The 21,509-nt window shown below is 71.5% G+C and carries 19 protein-coding genes; 18 read left to right on the forward strand and 1 reads right to left on the reverse strand.

Annotated features, from left to right (window positions below; all coding sequences use genetic code 11):
- Window positions 1-131 precede the first annotated feature (131 nt).
- From ACFVDM_RS20155 to ACFVDM_RS20175, 5 genes are all read left to right on the forward strand, one after another.
- Window positions 132-1,079 carry an ABC transporter ATP-binding protein gene (locus tag ACFVDM_RS20155; RefSeq protein WP_383641397.1) on the forward strand — a complete coding sequence of 316 codons (948 nt, stop codon included), beginning with the start codon at window positions 132-134 and terminating at the stop codon, window positions 1,077-1,079.
- Window positions 1,076-2,638 (forward strand): hypothetical protein, encoded by a 1,563-nt coding sequence (locus tag ACFVDM_RS20160; RefSeq protein WP_383641400.1) that lies wholly within the window; start codon window positions 1,076-1,078, stop codon window positions 2,636-2,638. Before ACFVDM_RS20155 ends, ACFVDM_RS20160 begins: the two co-directional genes overlap by 4 nt.
- Before the next feature lie 107 nt (window positions 2,639-2,745).
- Entirely contained in the window at window positions 2,746-3,471 is a 726-nt protein-coding gene (locus tag ACFVDM_RS20165; RefSeq protein WP_383641403.1) for an ABC transporter permease, read from the forward strand.
- Between the two features lie 855 nt (window positions 3,472-4,326).
- Window positions 4,327-5,880, forward strand: coding sequence for a phage/plasmid primase, P4 family (locus ACFVDM_RS20170; protein ID WP_383641406.1), 1,554 nt, complete (start codon window positions 4,327-4,329; stop codon window positions 5,878-5,880).
- 148 nt (window positions 5,881-6,028) lie between these two features.
- Complete coding sequence (locus tag ACFVDM_RS20175; protein ID WP_383641409.1) at window positions 6,029-6,418, forward strand: DUF6009 family protein; 390 nt, start codon at window positions 6,029-6,031, stop codon at window positions 6,416-6,418.
- Window positions 6,419-6,448: 30 nt separating this feature from the next.
- On the opposite strand, the gene ACFVDM_RS20180 is transcribed toward ACFVDM_RS20175, so the two are convergent.
- Window positions 6,449-7,360, reverse strand: a complete 912-nt coding sequence (locus ACFVDM_RS20180) for a ScbA/BarX family gamma-butyrolactone biosynthesis protein (RefSeq protein ID WP_383641413.1) — start codon at window positions 7,358-7,360, stop codon at window positions 6,449-6,451.
- Window positions 7,361-7,705: 345 nt separating this feature from the next.
- Between ACFVDM_RS20180 and ACFVDM_RS20185 the strand changes: the two genes are divergently transcribed.
- The 13 genes from ACFVDM_RS20185 to ACFVDM_RS20245 all read left to right on the forward strand — a co-directional run bounded on the left by ACFVDM_RS20185 (window position 7,706) and on the right by ACFVDM_RS20245 (window position 21,335).
- Window positions 7,706-8,425: an HAD family phosphatase gene (locus ACFVDM_RS20185; protein ID WP_383641416.1), complete on the forward strand. Its 720-nt coding sequence runs from the start codon at window positions 7,706-7,708 to the stop codon at window positions 8,423-8,425.
- Complete coding sequence (locus tag ACFVDM_RS20190) at window positions 8,422-9,195, forward strand: SDR family NAD(P)-dependent oxidoreductase (protein WP_383641420.1); 774 nt, start codon at window positions 8,422-8,424, stop codon at window positions 9,193-9,195. The genes ACFVDM_RS20185 and ACFVDM_RS20190 overlap by 4 nt, the downstream gene beginning before the upstream one ends.
- Before the next feature lie 113 nt (window positions 9,196-9,308).
- Complete coding sequence (locus ACFVDM_RS20195) at window positions 9,309-9,974, forward strand: ScbR family autoregulator-binding transcription factor (RefSeq protein WP_383641423.1); 666 nt, start codon at window positions 9,309-9,311, stop codon at window positions 9,972-9,974.
- Window positions 9,975-10,274: 300 nt separating this feature from the next.
- Window positions 10,275-10,916 carry a ScbR family autoregulator-binding transcription factor gene (locus ACFVDM_RS20200; RefSeq protein WP_383641426.1) on the forward strand — a complete coding sequence of 214 codons (642 nt, stop codon included), beginning with the start codon at window positions 10,275-10,277 and terminating at the stop codon, window positions 10,914-10,916.
- A gap of 95 nt (window positions 10,917-11,011) precedes the next feature.
- Window positions 11,012-11,974, forward strand: a complete 963-nt coding sequence (locus ACFVDM_RS20205; protein WP_383641429.1) for an SRPBCC family protein — start codon at window positions 11,012-11,014, stop codon at window positions 11,972-11,974.
- Between the two features lie 44 nt (window positions 11,975-12,018).
- Window positions 12,019-13,467, forward strand: a complete 1,449-nt coding sequence (locus ACFVDM_RS20210) for a hypothetical protein (protein ID WP_383641432.1) — start codon at window positions 12,019-12,021, stop codon at window positions 13,465-13,467.
- Window positions 13,464-14,270: a 4'-phosphopantetheinyl transferase family protein gene (locus tag ACFVDM_RS20215; protein ID WP_383641435.1), complete on the forward strand. Its 807-nt coding sequence runs from the start codon at window positions 13,464-13,466 to the stop codon at window positions 14,268-14,270. Before ACFVDM_RS20210 ends, ACFVDM_RS20215 begins: the two co-directional genes overlap by 4 nt.
- Window positions 14,267-16,318, forward strand: a complete 2,052-nt coding sequence (locus ACFVDM_RS20220) for a condensation domain-containing protein (protein ID WP_383641438.1) — start codon at window positions 14,267-14,269, stop codon at window positions 16,316-16,318. Before ACFVDM_RS20215 ends, ACFVDM_RS20220 begins: the two co-directional genes overlap by 4 nt.
- Window positions 16,319-16,445: 127 nt before the next feature.
- Window positions 16,446-16,655, forward strand: a complete 210-nt coding sequence (locus ACFVDM_RS20225) for an acyl-CoA carboxylase subunit epsilon (protein WP_383641441.1) — start codon at window positions 16,446-16,448, stop codon at window positions 16,653-16,655.
- 34 nt (window positions 16,656-16,689) lie between these two features.
- Window positions 16,690-18,282 carry an acyl-CoA carboxylase subunit beta gene (locus ACFVDM_RS20230; protein WP_383641444.1) on the forward strand — a complete coding sequence of 531 codons (1,593 nt, stop codon included), beginning with the start codon at window positions 16,690-16,692 and terminating at the stop codon, window positions 18,280-18,282.
- A 131-nt stretch (window positions 18,283-18,413) separates the two neighbouring features.
- Window positions 18,414-19,259 carry a BTAD domain-containing putative transcriptional regulator gene (locus ACFVDM_RS20235; protein WP_383641447.1) on the forward strand — a complete coding sequence of 282 codons (846 nt, stop codon included), beginning with the start codon at window positions 18,414-18,416 and terminating at the stop codon, window positions 19,257-19,259.
- A gap of 215 nt (window positions 19,260-19,474) precedes the next feature.
- On the forward strand, window positions 19,475-20,296 hold the full coding sequence (locus tag ACFVDM_RS20240) for a BTAD domain-containing putative transcriptional regulator (protein WP_383641450.1): 822 nt from the start codon (window positions 19,475-19,477) through the stop codon (window positions 20,294-20,296).
- Between the two features lie 196 nt (window positions 20,297-20,492).
- Window positions 20,493-21,335 carry a metallophosphoesterase family protein gene (locus ACFVDM_RS20245; RefSeq protein ID WP_383641453.1) on the forward strand — a complete coding sequence of 281 codons (843 nt, stop codon included), beginning with the start codon at window positions 20,493-20,495 and terminating at the stop codon, window positions 21,333-21,335.
- The last annotated feature ends 174 nt before the right edge of the window (window positions 21,336-21,509 follow it).

Raw genomic sequence — 21,509 nt, forward strand, 5'->3', positions numbered from 1 at the left:
TCTCATCCGCATGCTCCCCTCTCGCCACCGCACCAGGACACGTACCGGGCCAGGCTAAGCCGAGGCGCCTAACAGCGAGATGACAGTGGCCGTTCGGCCCCTGTAACTCACTCCGTCACAGGGTGGGGCCCATGAGCGATGAGAGTACGAAGGCGACGATCGAGGTCATCGGTCTGCGTAAACGCTTCGGGCCACAGCTGGCTCTGGACGGGATGACGTTCACCGTGCGGCCCGGACGGGTGACCGGCTTCGTCGGCCCGAACGGCGCGGGCAAGTCCACCACCATGCGGGTGATCCTGGGCCTTGACGCAGCCGAGGAGGGAAAGGCTCTGGTCGGCGGGGTGCCGTACCGCACCCTGCGTCGCCCGCTCCGGCATCTGGGGGCGCTGCTCGACGCCTCCGCGCTGCAGCCGAGCCGCACCGCCCGTAACCACCTGCTGTGGCTGGCCCACTCACAGGGCGTGCCACCCCGGCGCGTGGACGAGGTCATCGAACAGGCCGGCCTGGGCACGGCGGCCCTGCGCAAGGCCGGCGGCTTCTCGCTGGGCATGCGCCAGCGCCTGGGGATCGCGGCGGCGCTGCTCGGTGACCCGCCGGTGGTCATGCTGGACGAGCCGTTCAACGGCCTCGACCCCGACGGCATCGTGTGGATGCGCGGCTTCCTGGCCACGCTTGCCCGGCAGGGCCGCGCCGTCCTGGTCTCCAGTCATCTGATGAGCGAACTCGAAGACACCGCGGACCATCTCGTGGTGATCGGCCGCGGCCGGGTCGTCGCCGACACCAGCGTGTCCGAACTGCTCGCCGAGGCGTCCGGCGGCAGGGTCAGCCTGCGTACCTCCGCGCCTCCGCGCGCCGCCCAGGTCCTGCACGGCGCGGGCGCCACCGTTCTCGCCACCGGCCCCGACACCCTCGGCGTCACGGGCCTGCCCGACGAGGAGATCGTGGCCCTGCTCGCCCGGAACGGGGTGCCGTTCTCGCAGGTGTCCGCGCACCGGGCGACGCTCGAAGAGGCATACATGGAGCTCACCCGGGACGCGGTGGAGTACCGGGGCATCCCGGCGGGGGAGGCCACGCGATGACAGCCACCCTCACCCCTCGCCCCCCGGTCACGAGGCGCGCCGAGCGGAGCGGGTTCCTCAGAACGCTGCACGCCGAGTGGACGAAGTTCCGTACGGTACGCGGCTGGGTCCTCGCCATGGCGGGGGCGCTCCTGGTGACGATCGTGGTCGGCCTGCTCGGCACGGCCGCCCCCGCCCCCGGCGGTCGCGGCAGCGACCCCACCTCGTATCCGAGGGGCCCCGGCGGCGAGGCGGTCAATGACAGCTTCTACTTCGTCCACAGGACGCTCACCGGCGACGGTGCCCTCACCGTTCCCCTGCGGTCCCTGACCGGTGCGGCCGACACCGGGACCGGCAGGACGGCCCAGGGCGCCCAGCCCTGGGCGAAGGCAGGGATCATCGTGAAAGAAAGCCTCGCCCAGGGATCCCCGTACGCGGCTGTCATGGCCACGGGCGGCCACGGCGTGCGCATGCAGTACGACTACACGCACGACACGGCGGGCCCTTCCGGCAAGACCGCCCAGGGGTCCCCGCGCTGGCTGCGCCTGGTCCGCTCCGGCGACAGCCTCACCGGTTACACCTCCACCGACGGCTCCCACTGGACCAAGGTCGGCCGTGCGAAGCTGCCTGGGCTTGCGCGCACCGTGCAGGCCGGGCTCTTCGCCACGTCACCGGAGGCGAAGCAGGACACCGCGGCGGGCACGGGCTTCAGCCCCGCCGTGGCCACCGGCACCTTCGGCCGTCCTGGCCTTACCGGTGGCTGGTCCCAGAGCGCGTGGAGCGGCACACAGGTGGGCGGCGACGCGGGCACCTCCGGCAGCTACACGAACACCACCGAGGGCGGCTTCACGCAGACCGACGGCGGCGGGTTCACCGTGACCGGGGCCGGTGACATCGCACCGGTCGTCGGCGGGCCCGCCATGGGCGTCGGCTTCTCCGTCGAGAACTTCCTCGTCGGCACCTTCGCCGGGCTGATCGTGGTGATCGCCGTGGGCACGGTGTTCATCACCGGCGAGTACCGGCGTGGTCTGCTGCGCACGACCATGGCGGCAACTCCCCTGCGGGGCCGGGTGCTTGCTGCCAAGGCGCTGGTGGCCGGGGGCGTCGCGTTCGCCATCGGCCTGGTAGCCGCCGCGATCACCATTCCCATCGGGGAACGCAGCGCCCGCGGCAGGGGGTTCCATGTCTTCCCCGTCACGTCGGCGACCGAAGTGCGCGTCATGGTCGGAACCGGCCTGCTCTGCGCAGCCGCCGCTGTGCTCGCTCTCGACGTCGGTGCCCTGCTGCGGCGCAGCGGCACGGCGGTCGCCCTGGTCATCGCGTCGATCGTGCTGCCCTTCCTGCTCGCCACCTCCGGCGTACTGCCCGCAGGCGTCTCGGAGTGGCTGCTGCGGGTGACCCCGGCTGCGGGCTTCGCCATCCAGCAGACCCTGCCGCAGTACGCGCAGGTGCTCAGCGTGTACGAGCCGTCGACCGGCTACTACCCGCTGGCGCCATGGGCCGGCTTCGCCGTGCTGTGCGGATACGCCGCGCTCGCCTTCGGTCCGGCCGTGGTGCGGCTGCGCGGGAGGGACGTATGAGCCTCCTGTGCGGTGCACGACTCACGAACACGGCGGACGGCGCATGGCGAGGGGACTTCGGCCGCGCTCTGCGCGCGGAGTGGACGAAGTTGCGCACCGCGGGGGACATGGGCAGGTTGCTCCTGCTCGCCGTCGCGCTGACCGTGGCCGTCGGGTGCGGCACCGCCAAGGCCGTGAAGTGCCCGGAGGCGGGGTGCGGCCAGGACGCCGTCAAGCTCGCCCTGACCGGCGTCACCGTCGGGCAGGCAGTCATCGCCGTTCTCGCGGTGCTGGCCGTCAGCGGCGAGTACGGCACCGGGATGATCCGCACCACGCTCGTGGCCGTGCCGAACCGGCTCACCGTCCTTACTGCCAAGGCGACGGTCCTCACCACGGTCGTCCTCGCCTCCGGGACGGCTGCCGTCCTGGCCTCCCTCCTCGCCGGCCGCTCCATCCTGCCCGGCAACGGATTCACCGAGGCGCACGACTATGCCCCGCTCTCCCCGGCCGACGGCCCGACCCTGCGCGCGGCCGTGGGTTCGGTCCTCTACCTCGTCCTGGTCGCCCTGATCGGCCTCGGCGTGGCGACGGCGGTACGGGAGGCGGCGACCGCCATCGGGATCGTGCTCGGGCTGCTCTACCTCTTCCCGGTCGTCATCCAGGTGGTCCACGACCCGGAGTGGCAGCGCCACCTCCAGCAGGTCTCGCCCATGACCGCCGGACTCGCGATCCAAGCCACCGTCCATCTGCACGAGCTGCCGATCGGCCCATGGGCCGGCCTGGGCGTGCTCGCCACGTGGGCCGCGGCCGCGCTGCTGGCCGGCGGTCTGCTGCTGCACAGGCGCGACGCGTAGCCGAAGCGAGCCGTCCGCGAGCACGGTGGCTTCGGGCCCCTCCCCGGCCCGGCGCCTCACCCGGTCAACGACCCAGCCGGGAGCGACGCCGGGCGGGCGGGCCTTAACAGAGGGAACAAGGGACGCCGGTCGGCGTCGGCGAGGTAGTCGCAGATGAACACCGTCCGTACCGCCCACCCGAGGCGATCACCCTGCGCCACGGCACCCGCCTCGAAAGCGCACGTCGCGGGCCGGGGCTTAAGGAGCAGTCCAGCCCGGCTCAACGATCGGCCCGGCCCGGCTGCAGCTTCCCACGGGACCGAACGGGTCTGAACGGGCTCGGGGCTCAACGGGCCTGAACGGGGCTGTCAGTCCCGTACGGGTAAAACAGCAGGTCAGAGCCGTTCTGTTCTTTTTCCACGGGACTGACGGGGCTCAACCTCGTAGTTATCAGCTGTTCAAGAACAAGGGAACACATGTGCGCGCGCGTACGACGTCTGTTTCTCTATGCTGGTGATAACTACGAGGTTGAGCCCCGTCAGACCCGTAGTTTTCCAGGTCAATGCTGTGACCTGCGCTTTTGTGTCACGGGACTGAACGGGTCCGAAGGGCTGGGGGCCCGCACGGGACTGAACCGGCCGTGGGGGGAGGCGCATTGCCCGAGGGGTACGGGACTGACGGGACTCAATTTTCCCGACACGTGCGTCTTTCCGTTCCGGAGGCCCTCGGTGGGCTACGCTCTGCTTGGTCAACTCAGAAGCTCAGTCCCTTCGGTCCCGTAGTCCCGTCGGCGCGGGCCTCGGACACGCGGGGGACCCGACCCGCAGCTGTCCTGTCCCTCGGCGCCCAGCGCCCGTTCTCCCGACGAGGATGCTCATGAGCGCAGAACCCGTGCGCTTCGACGCTGTGGCCGCGGCCCGGCAGATTCATCAGCAGAGCCTCGATCTCGCCCTGCACGAGCAGCCCAGCCTCCCGGCCCAGCAGAGCGAGGCGGCCACCGCGCCGCCCCCGGCCCGCGCCCTGGGCCTGCTGCCGACCTCCCTCACCGACCGGGGCAACGCCAAGCTGTTCGCCCGCCTCTACCGGGACCGCTTCCGGTACGTCATCGGGATGGGCTGGCACTGCTGGGACACCTACCGCTGGAAGCTGACCGGTGGCGAGGAGGCGGCCGTGTGGGCCGCGGGGGAGATGGCCGAGCGGTACGCCGAGCACGATCCGAGCGGCCGCTTCACGGACCGGCAACTGGCGGGCCACAGCAGGCATTCGGAGTCGACCGCCGGGGTCAAGGCGCTGCTCTTCCAGGCCCAGGCCGCACCGGACCTGCGGCTGGACCCCGATGTCCTGGACGGCGACATCTACGCCCTGTGCACCCCGACCGGCGTGGTGGACCTGCGCACCGGCGAGCTGCGCAAGCCCGATCCGCTCACCGACATGCACTCGCGCGCCACGACCGTCGCCCCGCTCAAGATGCCGGTGCCCCGCTGGGACAGCTTCCTGCGCGACACCTTCGGCGCCGACGACCAGGGCCTGGAGACCACGCGCTTCCTGCACCTGCTGCTCGGCTACTCCATCACCGGGGACGTCGGCGCGCAGGTGCTGCCCTTCCTGTACGGCTCCGGGGCCAACGGCAAGTCCGTGCTCCTGGAGGTCATGACGCAGATCCTCGGCGACTACGCGAACGCCGCGCCGCCCGGCTTCCTGATGGAGAAGGGCAAGTTCACCGAGCACTCCACCGAACTGACCGAGCTGCACGGCCGGCGGATCGTCGTGTGCAGCGAGCTCAAGCCGAACGACAAGTTCAACGAGGCGCGCGTCAAGCTGTTGACGGGCGGCGACACCATCACCGCCCGCCGGATGCGGCAGAACTTCTTCACCTTCACGCCCACGCACAAGCTGTGGCTGCTGGGCAACCACCGCCCCGAGGTCGGCACCGGCGGCCACGCCTTCTGGCGCCGGATGCGCATCATCCCCTTCGAGCGGCGGGTGCCCGACGAACGCAAGATCGACAACCTGGCGGCGGAGCTCGTCGCCGACGAGGGCCCCGGCATCCTCCAGTGGCTCATCGAGGGCGCCCAGCGCTATCTCGCCACCCGGGACTCACTGGCCGGACCGGCCTCCGTCCGGGTCGCCACGGCCGCGTACGAGACGACCGAGGACCACGTCGGACGGTTCGTCACCGAGCGGTGCACCAAGGGCGAGGGGGACGGGCCCAACCCGGAGCTGCGCGTCGAGCAGAAGCTGCTGTACGAGACCTACAGCCGCTGGTGTCTGGACGAGGGGATCCGCGCCTCCACACCGCGCGCCTTCGCCAGCCGCATCCGCCAGGAACTCGGCCTCGCCTCGCCCGCCGACATGATCAAGAACAACGCGACCAAGCTCTATCCGGGAATCGCCCTGCTTGCGGAGAGCGTGGAAGGGGGCGCACGATGACGGACTGCGCCCTGCCCGCTCCCGTAGGGCACCCGTACGATGGGGGCGGAAGTTCCGGACGGCTTCGTTCCACCTGTCCGGACCCCGGCTTCGCGAACGACACACCACCAGGCCGACCCGCGGCCGCCCACACGCAGGAGGGCCGACGATGAGCGCGCTGCCCCAAGAAGGCGATGTTGCCCAGGAGGTCGAGATCGTGTGGCTGGAGGACCCGAGGGGCCTCGATTACGTCCGCCAGTCCCTGGACAAGGTCAACACCCGTAAGGGCAGGCCGCGGTACGAGCGGGACGGCCGCCTCATCGGCTACTCCAACCTCGCGCCGAAGGCCCCCCGTTCCCTCGGCAGCGGGTTGTTCGCGCGGCGTACGTTCTATCTGCTGCCGCACGACCGCCCCAACCGGCCCGACGACCCCGAGTGCCCCTACAAGGTGGGTTCGCCCCTTGAGGCCGTCGACCCGCGCACACTGGCGCCGGGCGCGGTCGGGGAGAAGACCAGCCGTTCGCAGGGGACCGCGGAGACCGTGCCGGCGGGTTCCTGACCGAGGCTTCTCCGTACGGACCGGCCGGGCTCACCAGTCCTGTACGGGCCCGGTCATGGTCGAGGTGAAGACGGGCTCCCCGTCCTGCCGGCCCACCACGCGGACGGTCATCAGATCGCAGTGCTCGGCCGACAGCCGGTCCACCTCGATCCAGCACGGGCGGTCGAGTTCGGCGTAACGGTGGAAGTACGTGGCGGCGCTCGACGGTCGCATCACCAGCGGTGCGGCGAGCGAGCAGGCGGCCTGGCGGGCCCCTTCGAGCAGCACCATCCCCGGCAGATGGTCCCCGGCGTGGTCGAAGAGGATCGGGTGGTTCAGATCCGGGGTGAGCATCCAGCGCGTGGAATCGGCGGTCGGAGTGAGCGCCACATCGGCGGGGGAGTGGCGGCCGACGGAGGCCGGGGTCATCGGCGGGAGGTCCGGCGGGGTGAACGGCGCGGCGGAGTCGTCCCGCTCCGGGCGGCTCGCGCGCAGCCGGGCGTAGACGCCCGGGGTGATCGCGGAGAAGTGTCCCGCCGCATGGGCGAGGATCGTTCCGTCCCTGCGTATCTCGAACTCCATGTGGAGCTTGCTGACTCTTCGTCCGCTGTACGTCACGTCCGTACAGCGCGCGTCCATCTCGAAGTCCGTCGGGTGCGGGCCTATGCGTAGATTCTCCAGGAACGTCGTGTAGTTGAGGTTCCACATCACGAAGTGGTGGCCGAGCGGAACGCCGAGTTCGGCGTGGGCGAGGAACATGCCGGCCTGCCGGAAGGTCTCCGCGACCTGGAGCGGATCGTGGCTGCGCCCGTCCGGACTGCTGAAGAGCGTATGGGCCCGTGGCCATTGGCCGGTGAGCGTGAAGCGCAGATCTCCCTGAGCTGTGCAGCCGGTGAGGAATACCTCGGCCAAGGACGCGCGGTGCACGTACTCCTTGGGAACCGTCGTGGTGAGCTGAGGCATTTCGGGCACTTCGGTACTTCCACCGGCGATGGACAGAGCCATGAGGACCCCCATCTTGAACGTGCGGTCAGCGACGACGACTATAAGATACGGACCTACCGGTTTTCTTCGCGTGAGCCCTAAAGTAAAATCTTCACCAAGTGCGGCCCGGTTACTTGAGGGGAGCATTCCGCTTAGTGCCGTCCTGGGTGGCCTCAAAAGAGGGGTAAACACTGAGATAAGCGGACGTAACGGATATCCGTTGATCCTGGAGCGAGTAAAAGCGTCAGTAAAGAAACCCGGTGCGCGTGTTGTTTTCCGTAATGAAGCCGGGGCGACCGTCAGAACAGACAGGGAGATCACTAGATGAACGCACCCCTCTGCACGCTCCGTCTCGCCGCTGTCAATATCGACGGCGTTCTGCTCAACGACACCTTCAGCCCCGTACTGCATCAGCTCGTGGTCGAGTGGGGCGGCACCTACACCGCCGATCTGGAGAGGCGGCTGCTCTCGCAGACCCAGACCATGGCGGCGCGCGCCGCGGCCGAGGCCACCGGGATGAAGGCGACCGAGGAAGAGCTGATCCGCGCCTACTTCGCCGCCCGGGAGCGCTACGTGGAGCGCCACCCCGTCCAACTCCTCGACGGGGCCGAGTGGTTACTCGAACGCCTGCAGGGCATGGGTCTGGACCTCGTGTGCTACGGAGGCCTCGGCGCGGCCCACTTCGAACGCCATCTGGGGGAGCGGGCGTCCTGGTTCGCCGCCCCCGGATACGTCTGCACCAACGACTTCCGCCCCGGGATCCGCGAGATCGTCGAGGACGTCTTCGGCCTCCGCCGCGAGCAGGTCCTCTTCATCGACGACGCGGCCTCCTTCGCCGCCCGCGCCCGGGAGCTGGACGTCCCCTTCATCGGGCACCCCAGCGCCTTCGAGCACGGATTCCAGCCGGCCCTGATGCGCGAGACCGGCGCCCGGCACGTGGTCGGCTCCCTGGACGAGATCGACGAGGACCTGCTGCGAAGACTCGACCACGAGGCGGCCGAGGGCACGGTGTGGCGGGACTCCGCCGAGGCGGTGTGCGCATGAGCGGCACGGTGACCCCCGTCCTGGAGGGGCGGGTCGCGCTGGTCCACGGCGCCAGCAGTGGCATCGGTGCCGCCGCCGCGCGCGTGTTCGCCCGGCACGGCGCCACCGTCGTCCTGACGGCCCGTCGGGAGGACCGGCTCCGCGCCCTGGTCGAGCAGTTGCGCGCCACCGGCGCCGAAGCCTCCCACCATGTCCTGGACGTGCGCGACGGCGAGGCCGTGCGGCGCGTCGTGGAACGCACGGTGGAACGGCACGGCCGCCTGGACGCGGCCTTCAACAACGCCGGCGTCGGCCTGCCCAGAACCCCCATGCACCTCATCGAGGACGCGACGTACGAACACGTGGTGGGGACCAATGTCACCGGCGTGTGGAACTGCATGCGCCATGAACTCGCGGCGATGGTCGAGGGCAAGGGCGGCGCGATCGTCAACACCAGCAGTGTCGGCGGGCTGGTGGCCTCCTCCACCGGGGCTCCCTACATCGCCTCGAAACACGCGGTGATCGGCCTGACCAAGGCGGCCGCCGTCGAATACGCCTCCCACGGCATCCGGGTCAACGCGATCGCCCCGGGGCTGACCCGCTCCGAGATGATCGACGCCTGGTTCGCGAGCTCGCCGGAGGCGGAGGAACGGGCCCACCGGTCCGCTCCCCAGGGCCGCGCGGCCGATCCGGAGGAGGTGGCGGAGACGGCGGCCTGGCTCTGCAGCGATCTGGCGAGCTTCGTGACGGGGGCGACCGTGCCGGTGGACGGAGGCAGGACGGCCTGGTGAGCCCGGAGCGTGGCGCTGCTCCCCGACTCCGACCTTCCCAAGGAGCAGCGCACGCAGGCGGGTTCGGGGTAGAGTACGACCCGTTTGGTTTTGTTCGCCGTCGGAGGAGGGTCATGGCGCAGCAAGAGCGTGCAATACGGACCCGGCGGGCTGTTATCGAGGGTGCTGCCGGAGTTTTCGCCGAACGGGGCTACACGGCGGCGACGATGGCCGAGATCCTCCAGCGGGCCGGAGTGACCAAGGGCGCCCTGTACTTCCACTTCGATTCGAAGGAAGCGCTGGCGCGCGGCGTCATCGAGGCGCAGATCGAAGCCGGGCAGTGGGCGCCGCGTGATTTACGGCTCCAGGAATGGGTCGATGTCGGGATGACACTGGCGCACCGCATACCCCGCGACGTCATCCTGCTCGCCGGTATCCGCCTCTCGGCCGACATGCACGGGCGGAAGATGTTCGGAAGCGCCTGGCCGGCCTGGGCCGAGCTGGGCACCAAACTCCTCAGTGAGGCCAAGGAGCAGGGCGAGGTGCTGCCGCACGTCGACCCCGAGCAGACCGCTCAGTGCTTCCTCGGCGCGTGGATCGGCACCCAGGTCGTCTCCGAGGCGGAGTCCGGTTTCACCGATCTCGACGAGCGCGTCTCCGTGCTCTACAACCACATGCTTCCCGCTGTGGCCACGCCCGCGGCGCTGATCAGACTGGACACCGCACCCGACCGGGGCGCCCGGGTCCTCGCCGAGATCCAGGGCGCGACCGTGAGGGAGTACGTGGCCGCCGAGGCGTGACAGCACGCCCCGCTCAAGAGCGCCTCGAATCCCGCTGCCGCCGACCACGCCGTGATCCGGTGCGGTCGGCGGCGGTATCGGTGGCGGACGGTGGTCCGTCCGGCCGCCGTACCTGCGTGAATCCGCCCCTTCCCCAGTTCAGGCGTTGATCGCGGTGAACCTGGGTCCGGGATCCGGCACCCCGTCATAAACCAACCAGACGTGCGGTTTGCTATTCTTCCGGGGTCAGGACACCGCTGTCCGCGGAAAACCGGAGTGGGGGACTCGGCGTGCCGCTCAGGGCGGATTGAGGAGGAACCCATGGTCAAGCAGGAGCGGGCCGCCCGCACTCGTAGTGCGCTCATCATCGCGGCCGCGGAGGTCTTCGCCGAGGACGGATACGCCCTCGCCTCGCTCCCTGCGATCAGCAAGAAGGCCGGCGTGAGCACGGGGGCGCTCCACTTCCACTTCGCCAACAAGGACGCGTTGGCGGCGGCGGTCGAGGAGGCGGCGGAGCTGGCCCTGCGGAACCTGGTCGAGGAGTGCGGCGCATCAGCGACGACGCACCTCCAGCGACTGGCCTGCACGATCAACCGGCTGCTCGACGCCGTCGTCTCCGATCCCGTGACACGGGCGGGCCTGCGGCTGGGCGGCGACCCCTCCCGCAAGACCGGCGGCGGCGTCCTCGCCTGGTGGTACGGATGGGTCGGCGACCTGCTCGTCCGGGCCGGGGAGAGCGGCGAACTCCCCGAGCAGCACTCCCCGGAGGGCGCCGCGGCGGTGATCTCCGCGGCCCTGGCCGGGGTGGTGCTCCTCGACGGTGTCCGCGGATCCGAGCACGGGTCGTGCGCGGGCATGGTCCCCTTCCGGGAGTTCCTGCTCTCCTGGCTCGCCGTGTCGCTGCCGCCGCAGCGGCCGGGCGCGGGCCGGGGCATGCCCGACCGGGCGTTCCCCCCGGGCTGACGGGCGTCGGATCAGGCAGGCCTTGAGCCGTACTCCAGCACGACACCGCATCCTTGGTCCGCTGATCCGGGCCGTTGGAGAGGGGGCCAGCACGGATGTCGTCGCACCCAGCACAGGGGGCCGAGTACGCGATCCCGGTCGCGGCTCCCGTCGGCGTGGTCTACGGCCTGCTCGCGGACCCGCTCCGATGGCCCGTTCTCTTCCCGTCGTACGTCCATGCCGAACGCATCGACACCGACGGCTCCCGTGAACTGCTCCACCTGTGGGACATGACGAGCGACGGGCCGCGCGCCCTGCACGTACGCCGTCGTCTCTACCCGCACGACCGGACCATCACGACCGAACGGATCGACCCCGCCACCCAGCAGACCGTCGGACGCGGTGTCTGGCGGGTGACGACCGACGGGAACGGCGGCAGCGTCCTCAGCCTGCGGCGCGAACGGGTGGACACCCCCTACCCCGCGCCCTGGACGCCCGGGGCCGACCAGCCGCCGGACACCGAGGTCAGGTCCCGGCTCGACGAGGTCAGAGCGGTCGCCGAACGCTGGGAGCGGCTGGACGAACTGCTGCTCGCCTTCTCCGACAGCGTCCGCACCACGGGCCCGCCCGAACTCGTCTACGACTTCCTCCAGCACATCGAGAACTGGCCCGATCTGGTCCCGCACATCGACCGGGTCCAGGTCGGGACGGACGCCCCGGGCGTCCAGATCGTCGACATCGACAGCACGGCCTGGGACGGCGGCGACACCGTCACCTCGGGCGCCGTCCGGCTCGGCTTCCCGGCCGCCGGATACCTCGTCCACAAGGACGTGGTGGCGCCCCAGATCCTCGCGGGGCACACCGTCCGGTGGTCCCTGCTGCCGGACGGTTCGGGACTCACGGTGGTCTGTACGCACTCGGTGATGCTCAGGGAAGAGGCGCTGGCCTCGTTCCTCGGTGCCGGTGCCACCCTCACCGACGCGCGCCACGAGGTGCGTACGGGGCTGGGGCAGACGGCCACCGAGATCCTCGGGCTGGCCAAGTGGCATGCGGAGAGCGCCCTGCGCCACGTGGGGTGATCACAGCGACCGCACCGGCAGGACCGACGAGGAGGAGCACGCCGATGGGCAGGGTCTTGCGCTTGCAGCAGCCCGGAGCGAGGAACCGCGGCGGCGCGGCCGTGCCCGCCGACGGTGCCCCCCGGCACACCGACGCCGCCGACGGGCCGGGCCAGGTCCACCCGAGGACCCCGGCGGGCCGCGGCGCGCTCCTGGCGGACGAGCGGCCGGCCGGACCCGTGCTGCCGCCCTTCCACGTGGCCGCGCCGCTGCCGGCCGCCGTCCTCCAGCGCGCCCGGCGCCTGGAGGGGCTGCTCGGGGACCCGCGCGACCGGAGCAACCCGTACGGCCACCACGCCCTCGCCCACGGGGCCGGGCGCCGGCCGTTCGACGGGCTCGGCGGACTGGTCGAGTCGGAGATCCTGCCGGTCACCAAGGGCGGTCACTTCACCGGGGGCGAGGCGCTGGCCGCCGCGCTCCGGCCGCTGCTGCGCCGCGATCCCGAGCTGGGCCACGCCCTCGTCACCTCCACCCTGGCCGCCGTCCCCGGGGCCCCGCTGCCGGACCGGTCCGTGGAACTGGCCCGGCTGCTCGGGCCCGCCGCGCTGGGCGCCGCCGCCGGAACCGCGCTGCGGGCGGCCGTGCGCGCCGTCGCCCAGGGGGAGCGCAGAACACCGGGGCTGTCGCGCTGGCGCGCCTCCCTCGCCCGGAGCTTCGCCGACCTGCTGGCCTGCGAGAGCCTGACGGCCGTGGCGCTGCGTTCGCTGAGCCGTCCGTCCGGCACGGGCGACGCCGTGCTGCGGGCCGCCGCGGGCTGCGTCGTGCCCGCGCTGGCCGCCGAGATCCTGGACGAGGCCGTGCTCACGCTCGGCGAATGCGGTCACGGGCGCGACAGCGCCGCCCTGCGCTGGTGCCTGCGGGCGGCGGACGGGACGGCCCGGGTACGCGACGCGAGCGGTACGGCCGAGAGCAGGGCCCAACTCCTGCGCGCGCTGCCCTCGTCGGCCGGTCCCGGCGGCGGTCGTGCGGCCGCCCGCCCGGCCGGGGAGTACACCGGCCGAACGGACGACGGCACGCTCCCCACCGACCCGGTCGCCGATCTGCACGGACTGCTCGACGCGGCCGCCGCGGAGCGGAACGGCTCCGGCGCCGCGGACGGCCCCGAGGCGGGGAGGGCCCGCGCCGCGGGACGGCTGCTGGCCGAACGCCGGCTGCTGACCGGACCGGAGCGCAGGGTGCCCGGGACGGGGGCCGCCGCGGCGGAGCGGTACGCCCAGCTCCTCACCGCCTGCGTGGTGCTGGCGGTCCGTCGGGACACCGCCCGCTACGGCAGCAGTGGCTTCCTCGCCTCCGGGGGGTGGACACCGCTGGCGCTGGCCCGCGCAGTCCAGCGCCTCGGGCTGCCCCCGGTCGGCCCCTTCGACCGTGCCCAGGCCGGGGTCGAGGCGGAGCTGGACCGGCGCGACCGGATGGGTGTCGACACCGATCTCCACGCCACCAGGATCCTGTGGTGAGCGCCGTGAGCACGGAGCCGCTGTACGTGGGCGGCCCGGACGGTCCGTGGGATGCCGTGCAGGACCGTTTCAGCAGTGCGGGCCACGTGGTCGTCCACACCACCTGGGGCGTGTGGGCGCCGTCCGCCCTGCTCGACCCCGATCTGCGCCAGACGCTGGGCCGGGACTGGCCCCGCTACCGGCAGTTCCCCGCGACCGGGCAGCGGCTGGGCTTCGCGGCCTCGCGCTACGTCATGAAGTACACCGTGGCCGAGGCCCTGGAAGTGCCCGTCGGAGCCATCGACTTCACCTTCCGGCCCGGCGGCCGGCCCGGGGTGCGGGGATGGGACGAGCTCTCGCTGAGCCTCGCGCACACCGACGAACTCCTCGTCGTCGCGGTCAGCCGCACCGGACCGGTCGGCGTGGACATCGAACGCGCCGACCGCTCCATCCCCTTCGACCTGATGGGCGAGGAGATGTGCACACCCCGCGAGGTGCGGCGGCTGACCCAGCTGCCCCCGGAGCGGCGGCAGGCCGAACTGCTGCGGCTCTGGACCCTCAAGGAGGCGTACACCAAGGCGCTCGGATACGGCCTGCGCCACAGCTTCTCCCGGGTGGGCTTCGAGTCGGACGCCGAGGGGCGGACCCGGCTGGCCGCACCCGCCCCGGACACCGGCACCTGGACGTTCGGCACCCACGAGGTCCAGGGGCGGTATCTGGTGAGCGAGGCCCACCGCGGCCCGCTGCCCGGACCGGACGCGGACCCGTCCCCGGCCGCCGGCGGCCGGGACGCGGGGGACGAGGGCGCGCGGGACCGGGAATGAGCGGCGGACACCCGAGCCCGGGAGGCGTGCTCTGCGCGACGCACACGGCGTCCGCGAGGACCTCCGACGGCTCCCATGTGATCGAGCTGCACGGCGCGCTGGCACCCGCCGACGCCGACCGGCTCGCGGCCCGGATCGTCGAGCGCCACCAGGGCTTCTCCGTCCTGGTCACCGGTCTCACCGACAGCCGGCACGCCCTGACCCTCGTCCCGCGCGACCCCGCCCGGGGCGCGCCGCTGACCCCCGAACTCCTCGCCGATCTCCTGCTGCTGCCCGGCGGGGCGCGGACCGTACCGCTGTCGGGCACCCAGCTCGACCGGGTCCGGGCCGCCGTCGGCGCGCCCGGTGATCCGGGGCGCCAGGTGGAGCAGGTCGCCCTGCGCTGGACCGGACAGCTGGACCCGCACCGCTTCGTGGCCGCCTGGCAGTCGGTCGCGGCCCGCGAAACGGTGCTGCGCAGCGCCTTCGACTGGGTGGCTGCCCCCCGGCTGGTGCTGCACGACCACGCGGACATCGAGGTCGCCCACCGCTCCCGTTCCGCGCTCCGGTCCTGGAACGACCTGCTGGAGGACGACCGGGCGCGCGGTTTCGCGCTGCACCGGGCCGGGCTGCTGCGGCTCACCCTGTTCGAGGACGTTCCGGCCACCCCGGACGCCTCCGTGCCGTGCACCCGGGTCCTGCTGACGTACCACCGGGCCCTCCTGGACGAGCGGGCCGTGCACATCCTGTTGCGGGCCTTCTACCGCGCCTACCTGGCGGGCGGTTCCCTGCCCGGCGGGGAGCGGCGCCCCGACGTCCGCGACCACGCCCGTTGGCTGGCCGCCCAGTCCCCGGACGCAGCGCGCGCCTACTGGGCGTGCGCCGCGCCGCCGCCCGACGCCTGGTCGGGGCCCGGACGGCCCGGTGGCGCCACCCGGCAGAGCGGCGATGCCCGCGTACGGCGCCGGCTCAGCCCCACGCAGGCGCTGCGGCTGCGGGCCTGGGCGGCCGACCGGGGCGCCGGTGAGTCCAGCGCGCTGCACCTGGTCTGGGCGCTGTTACTGCACCGGGCCGCGCGGGAGACCCCGGGCGGCCCGGCCGAAGTGACCTTCGGCGTACGGCTGTCGGCGCGCGATGTCGCGATGCCCGGCTCCGCCGACGTTCCCGGCCTGCTGGGGGGCCGGGTCCCCCTCACCGTGACGGTCGACCCGGCGGAACGCCTGGACGCGCTGCTGCTGCGGCTGCGCGACGCCGGACTGGACATGGCCAACTACCCCTGGACGAGCGACGATCTGCTGAACCGGTGGGCCGGGCGCGCGGTGCGTCCGGCCGACACCACCGTGGACTTCGACAGCAGACCGCCGATGGTCCCGGCCGTACGCGCGGAGCTGGAGGCCCACGGCATCCGCGTCGACGTACCGAGGCTCGTCGGCGGCTCGGGCGGCCCGTTCACCCTGGTGGCCCGTCACGAGCCCGACGGGAGCCTCGGCCTGACCTCCCTCTACGACCGCGCGGTGCTGCGCGACGACGACGCGGCCCTGCTGCTGTCGCAGTGCGTGCGGATGCTGCGCGCGCTGGCGGAGTTCCCCGGCACGGACACCACCGTCGCACAGCTCGTCGCGGTCCTGGACGACGTGGACGTGCCGAGGGCGGCACAGCCGCCGCCGGGGACGCCCGGGAGCGGGGCGGCCGGGACCGGCGTCCCGGCCCTGACCACGCTGCGGCGCGGCGAACCCGGGGCGGACGTCATCTGCCTGGTCGCGCAGGAGGGCGTCGTGCCCGGCGCGCACAGCCGCTTCGTCCGGCTCCACGAAGGACCCGAGCGCATCGTCGAACTCCGCTGCCAGGGACCCCCGCTCGCCCTGCCGTCCGCCCTCGCGGAGATGGTGCGCGGGTCCGGGCTGCTGCTCTGCGGGTGCGGTCCGGCCGCGGTGACGGCGTACGAGATCGCGCGCACGGTCGCGTCCGGCCGGGATCCGGTCGTGGTCATGGTGGGCACGGGGAGCGCCGAGGCGAGCGCGGACGCGCTCGCGGCCGCGCTGAGGTCCGTGGTGACGGGCCGGGCGTAGGCCGTGCGGTGAACGTCCCGCTGGCCCGGCGACGCCCGGCACGCACGCCCGGGACGCGGCGCGCCCGGATCCCGGTGGGGCGAGAGCGTTCCGCCGGGCACATCGGAACAGGTCTGAGGAGGCCGTCATGACGAATCCGGAGATCGGCGAGCAGGTGGTGGGCGATCTGCTGCGCGTGGAGCGCGGCCGGGCCGACGCCGAGGAGGTGGCGGCGCTGACCGTCCTGCTGCTCGGGCTGCGCCCGCGCGCCCGGCGGAGCGGCCCCGAGCGGCCGGAGCGGGACCGGCACCGGCTGCCGGAGCCGCAGGCGTACCGCGCGCCCGGCAGCTGGCGGTGACGGGATGTCGTACGCCCTCAGGGAAGGAACGGACATGACGGTGGCAGTGGACTCCGGCCGTACGGAAGCGGGCGCGGGACAGGGCGGCGGGCGGGTCGCCGAGCTGCACGCGATCCGCGCCCAGGCCCTGGGCGGGCCGGGGGAGCGGGCCACGGAGGCCCAGCACGCCAAGGGCAAACTGACCGCGCGCGAGCGCATCGATCTGCTCGTGGACCCCGGCTCGTTCCAGGAGGTCGAGCAGTTGCGGCGGCATCGGGCGACGGGTTTCGGCCTGGAGGCGAAGAAGCCGTACACGGACGGTGTGGTCACCGGCTGGGGGACGGTCGACGGGCGGACGGTGTTCGTCTACGCGCACGACTTCCGGATCTTCGGCGGGGCGCTCGGTGAGGCCCATGCGACGAAGATCCACAAGATCATGGACATGGCCATCTCGGCCGGTGCACCGCTGGTGTCCTTGAACGACGGCGCGGGCGCCCGTATCCAGGAGGGTGTTTCCGCGCTCGCCGGGTACGGCGGGATCTTCCAGCGCAACACCAAGGCCTCGGGCGTCATCCCGCAGATCAGTGTGATGCTCGGCCCGTGCGCCGGCGGCGCCGCCTACAGCCCCGCCCTGACCGACTTCGTGTTCATGGTCCGTGAGACCTCGCAGATGTTCATCACCGGCCCCGACGTCGTCAAGGCCGTCACCGGTGAGGAGATCACGCAGAACGGGCTCGGCGGCGCCGACGTCCACGCCGAGACCTCCGGCGTCGCGCACTTCGCGTACGACGACGAGGAGACCTGCATCACCGAAGTCCGCTACCTCCTCTCCCTCCTTCCCCAGAACAACCGTCAGAGCCCGCCCTCGGTCGATTCCGACGATCCCGTGGACCGCCGCGGCGAGGCGCTGTACGAGCTGGTGCCCGTCGAGGGGAACCGTCCGTACGACATGCACAAGGTGATCGAGGAGCTCGTCGACGACGGGGACTACCTGGAGGTCCACGAGCGCTGGGCGCGCAACATCGTGTGCGCGCTGGCCCGGCTCGACGGCCAGGTCGTCGGCATCGTCGCCAACCAGCCGCAGTCCCTGGCCGGTGTGCTGGACATCGAGGCCTCCGAGAAGGCCGCCCGCTTCGTCCAGATGTGCGACGCCTTCAACATCCCGATCGTCACGCTGATCGACGTACCCGGCTTCCTGCCCGGCGTCGACCAGGAGCACGGCGGGATCATCCGGCACGGGGCGAAGCTGCTCTACGCGTACTGCAACGCGACCGTGCCGAGGATCTCCCTGATCCTGCGCAAAGCCTATGGAGGTGCCTACATTGTGATGGACAGCCAGTCCATCGGTGCGGACCTCACCTACGCCTGGCCGACCAACGAGATCGCGGTCATGGGCGCGGAGGGCGCCGCCAACGTCATCTTCCGCCGACAGATCGCCGACGCCGAGGACCCCGAGGCCATGCGGACCCGCATGGTCAAGGAGTACAAGGCCGAACTCATGCACCCGTACTACGCGGCCGAACGCGGCCTCGTCGACGACGTCATCGACCCCGCGGACACCCGTGCGGTCCTCATCCGTTCCCTGGCCATGCTGGGTGCCAAGCACGCCGACCTGCCGTCCCGCAAGCACGGCAATCCGCCCCAGTAGCGCAGGCGCGCCGTCTCTCAAGTCCCTTGCGAGCAAGGGTGGGTGGAGGCTGGGCTGATTGACAAACCGCCTGTGCTGTTTTTTAATGTGAAGCCTTGTGCACCAGAACGGAAGCCAGGGAGGCGAGCTGCGTGGACATAGATGCTCTGGGGGCGCTGGAGGTCCGTGAGAACGGGGTCTCCATCACGCCGACCGCGCCCAAGCCCCGTCAGGTTCTCGCCCTGCTGGCGCTCCACGCCGACCAGGTCGTGCCCGTTTCGGTCCTCGTCGAGGAATTATGGGGGAGCAAGCCGCCGCGCAGTGCGCGTACGACCCTGCAGACCTATGTGCTCCAGGTGCGCGACCTCATTGCCGTGGCGCTTCTCAAGGATCCGTCCGACCGCCCCGCCAGGACCTCCAAGGAGGTCCTGGTCACCGCGCCCGGCGGCTACATGCTCGTCAGCGGTGACGGGGTCAGCGACGTCCGGGAGTTCGACCGGCTCGCCGGCATCGGCTACCGCGCCATGGACGCGGGCGACTTCCCGCGCGCCGCGGAGACCCTGCGCCAGGCGCTGGACCTGTGGACCGGGGAGCCCTTCTCCGGGGTGCAGGCCGGCGCGCAGCTCGGGATGGAGGTCAAGCGTCTTGAGGAGACCCGTCTCTGCGCGCTCGACCAGCGCATCGACGCCGATCTGCGGCTGGGCCGCCACCGCGAACTGCTGGCGGAGCTGACGGTCCTGGTGAGCCGTTACCGGACCCACGAGAACCTGCACGCCCAGTTCATGATCGCCCTGCACCGCTCCGGTCGCCGGGGCGAGGCGCTCGGCCTCTACCGCCGGCTGCGCAACACCCTCGTCCACGAGCTGGGCATCGAGCCCTCGGCCCGTCTGGCCCGCCTGCAGAAGTCGCTGCTGGCCACGCCGGTCGACGACGGCCGCAATCCGCTCAACGGCTCGGTGATGCCGATGGGCGGCGCGGGCGCCGTGCCCATCAGCTGACGGGCGGAACGCGGGCCGTTCCCGCCGGTGCATTTCACTGGAAGAATTTATAGAAAGAGAAAGAAAGAGCGTTTGCGTAAAGCGATTTATTTGAAGTCCGCTACAGAGTCGCTGGAGAAAATTACTCGGTGAGTCCTGACCCGATAGCTTGCTCCACAGCGCAGCTTTCTGGCCACTGACGGCCATGGGCGAGCGGACGCCAACGGGGAGGGCGAATGAGGGTTCAGCTTCTGGGGCCGTTGTCGGCCGAGGTCAACGGCGGGTCGATCGTCCCGACCGCCGGCAAGCCGCGCCAGATCCTGGCACTGCTCGCGCTGTACCCCAGCCGCGTGGTGCCGGTCCCCACGCTGATGGAGGAGATCTGGGCCTCGGACCCGCCGCAGAGCGCGCTCACCACGCTGCAGACCTATATTCTCCAGCTCCGCAGGAGACTCGGTACGGCGATGGGTCCGGACTCGCGCGAAGGTGTCAAGGACATCCTCGCCACCCGACACGGCGGATATCTGTTCCAGATACCGGAAATGGATATCGACGTCCGCGTCTACGAGAAACTCGCGCGTGAGGGCCAGATCGCCTTCGAACAGGGTGACAACGCCCTCGCCGCCGAGCGTCTGCGTACCGCCCTCGATCTGTGGCGGGGGCAGACGCTCGTCGACGTACGGCTCGGCCCGGTCCTGGAGATCGAGGTCATGCGCCTTGAGGAGAGCCGGCTGGTGGCGGTGGAGCGCCGGATCGACGCGGATCTGCGCATGGGCCGGCACACCGAACTCATCGCCGAACTCATGGAACTGACCGCCCGTCATCCCCGGCACGAGGGCCTGCACTCCCAGGTGATGGTCGCCCTCTACCGGTCCGGCCGGCAGAGTTCCGCGCTCGATGTGTACCGCAGGCTCCGCGGCCGGCTCATCGAGGAACTGGGGGTGGAGCCCTCGCCGCAGCTCCAGCGGCTGCACCAGGCGATGCTCGCCGTCGACCCGCTGCTGGACGTGCTGTCGGGGCCGCGGCGCACCTCGACGTTCGACCTGTTCGCCGCCTGAACGGACGGGAGCCGGGCCGGAGAAGGGCGGGCACGCGACGGAGTCCGGAACCCGGGCCGTCCCGTCGGGGGAGGACGTGGAGGCCCGGGGCCGGATCGCACACCGGGACGGGGGTGCCCGGTTCCGTTCCATCGTGGGCGACCGAAGTCGTGTACGACTGGAGCGTTACCGGAAACGACGGAGAAGGTCACCGCATATGCCGCACCAGGAGAACGCGAGCCTCTGGGCCGTGAGCGATCTGCACGCCGCGTTCACGGACAACCGGGAGCTCCTGGAGCGGATGCGTCCGGAGACGGACGAGGACTGGCTGATCGTCGCCGGCGACTGCGGCGAGATGTCCAAGGACGTCGAATGGGTGCTGACCCTGCTCAGCGGCCGGTACGCCAAGGTGATCTGGACGCCCGGCAACCACGAGCTGTGGACCCCGCGCGAGGATCCGCTCCAGCTCCGGGGCGTGGCGCGCTACGAGCACTTCGTCGCCCTCTGCCGCGGCCTGGGCGTGGTCACCCCCGAGGACCCGTACCCCGTGTGGAACGGCCCCGGCGGCCCGGTCACCGTCGCGCCGCTCTTCCTGCTGTACGACTACACCTTCCTCGTCCCCGGGGTCACCACCAAGCAGAAGTCGCTGGAGCTGGCCTACGAGGCCGGCGTCGTGTGCAGCGACGAGTTCATGCTCCACCCGGACCCGTACCCCAGCCGTGACGCCTGGTGCCGCGACCGGGTGCGGGAGACCGAGGCCCGGCTCGCCGCGCTCGACCCCGACGTACCGCTCGTCCTCGTCAACCACTATCCGCTGGTACGGCAGCCGATGGACATCCTGCGCTACCCGGAGTTCGCGCAGTGGTGCGGCACCGCGCAGACCGCCGACTGGCACACCCGGTTCCCCGTGCACACCATGGTCTACGGCCATCTGCACATCCCCCGGACCACGTGGTACGACGGCGTCCGCTTCGAGGAGGTCTCCGTCGGCTACCCCCGTGAGTGGCGCCGTCCGGGCCATCCGAAGGTCGGACCGCGCAGAATCCTCCCCCGGGGCTGAACCGACCGTCAGGGCCACCCGATGTCGTCATCGGACTTCTCCGGTCCCGACGCGTTCACCAGGGCTTTCATCAGCGACTCCCCTACGAGGACACGCGCTCCGGCACGGCTGCTCGACATACTGCCTCGAAACGCTCGTGATCGGCTCGGGCCCCGCTCGCGGGGCGGTCGAGCG

This window comes from Streptomyces sp. NPDC057682 (genome assembly GCF_042799575.1).
GTDB lineage: Bacteria > Actinomycetota > Actinomycetes > Streptomycetales > Streptomycetaceae > Streptomyces.

Bases quoted from the DNA above. Each gene is read 5' to 3' on its own strand.
- ACFVDM_RS20155 (WP_383641397.1), top strand. From the start codon at position 132: ATGAGCGATGAGAGTACGAAGGCGACGATCGAGGTCATCGGTCTGCGT.
- ACFVDM_RS20160 (WP_383641400.1), top strand. From the start codon at position 1,076: ATGACAGCCACCCTCACCCCTCGCCCCCCGGTCACGAGGCGCGCCGAG.
- ACFVDM_RS20165 (WP_383641403.1), top strand. From the start codon at position 2,746: ATGGGCAGGTTGCTCCTGCTCGCCGTCGCGCTGACCGTGGCCGTCGGG.
- ACFVDM_RS20170 (WP_383641406.1), top strand. From the start codon at position 4,327: ATGAGCGCAGAACCCGTGCGCTTCGACGCTGTGGCCGCGGCCCGGCAG.
- ACFVDM_RS20175 (WP_383641409.1), top strand. From the start codon at position 6,029: ATGAGCGCGCTGCCCCAAGAAGGCGATGTTGCCCAGGAGGTCGAGATC.
- ACFVDM_RS20180 (WP_383641413.1), bottom strand. From the start codon at position 7,360: ATGCCTCAGCTCACCACGACGGTTCCCAAGGAGTACGTGCACCGCGCG.
- ACFVDM_RS20185 (WP_383641416.1), top strand. From the start codon at position 7,706: ATGAACGCACCCCTCTGCACGCTCCGTCTCGCCGCTGTCAATATCGAC.
- ACFVDM_RS20190 (WP_383641420.1), top strand. From the start codon at position 8,422: ATGAGCGGCACGGTGACCCCCGTCCTGGAGGGGCGGGTCGCGCTGGTC.
- ACFVDM_RS20195 (WP_383641423.1), top strand. From the start codon at position 9,309: ATGGCGCAGCAAGAGCGTGCAATACGGACCCGGCGGGCTGTTATCGAG.
- ACFVDM_RS20200 (WP_383641426.1), top strand. From the start codon at position 10,275: ATGGTCAAGCAGGAGCGGGCCGCCCGCACTCGTAGTGCGCTCATCATC.
- ACFVDM_RS20205 (WP_383641429.1), top strand. From the start codon at position 11,012: ATGTCGTCGCACCCAGCACAGGGGGCCGAGTACGCGATCCCGGTCGCG.
- ACFVDM_RS20210 (WP_383641432.1), top strand. From the start codon at position 12,019: ATGGGCAGGGTCTTGCGCTTGCAGCAGCCCGGAGCGAGGAACCGCGGC.
- ACFVDM_RS20220 (WP_383641438.1), top strand. From the start codon at position 14,267: ATGAGCGGCGGACACCCGAGCCCGGGAGGCGTGCTCTGCGCGACGCAC.
- ACFVDM_RS20225 (WP_383641441.1), top strand. From the start codon at position 16,446: ATGACGAATCCGGAGATCGGCGAGCAGGTGGTGGGCGATCTGCTGCGC.
- ACFVDM_RS20230 (WP_383641444.1), top strand. From the start codon at position 16,690: ATGACGGTGGCAGTGGACTCCGGCCGTACGGAAGCGGGCGCGGGACAG.
- ACFVDM_RS20240 (WP_383641450.1), top strand. From the start codon at position 19,475: ATGAGGGTTCAGCTTCTGGGGCCGTTGTCGGCCGAGGTCAACGGCGGG.
- ACFVDM_RS20245 (WP_383641453.1), top strand. From the start codon at position 20,493: ATGCCGCACCAGGAGAACGCGAGCCTCTGGGCCGTGAGCGATCTGCAC.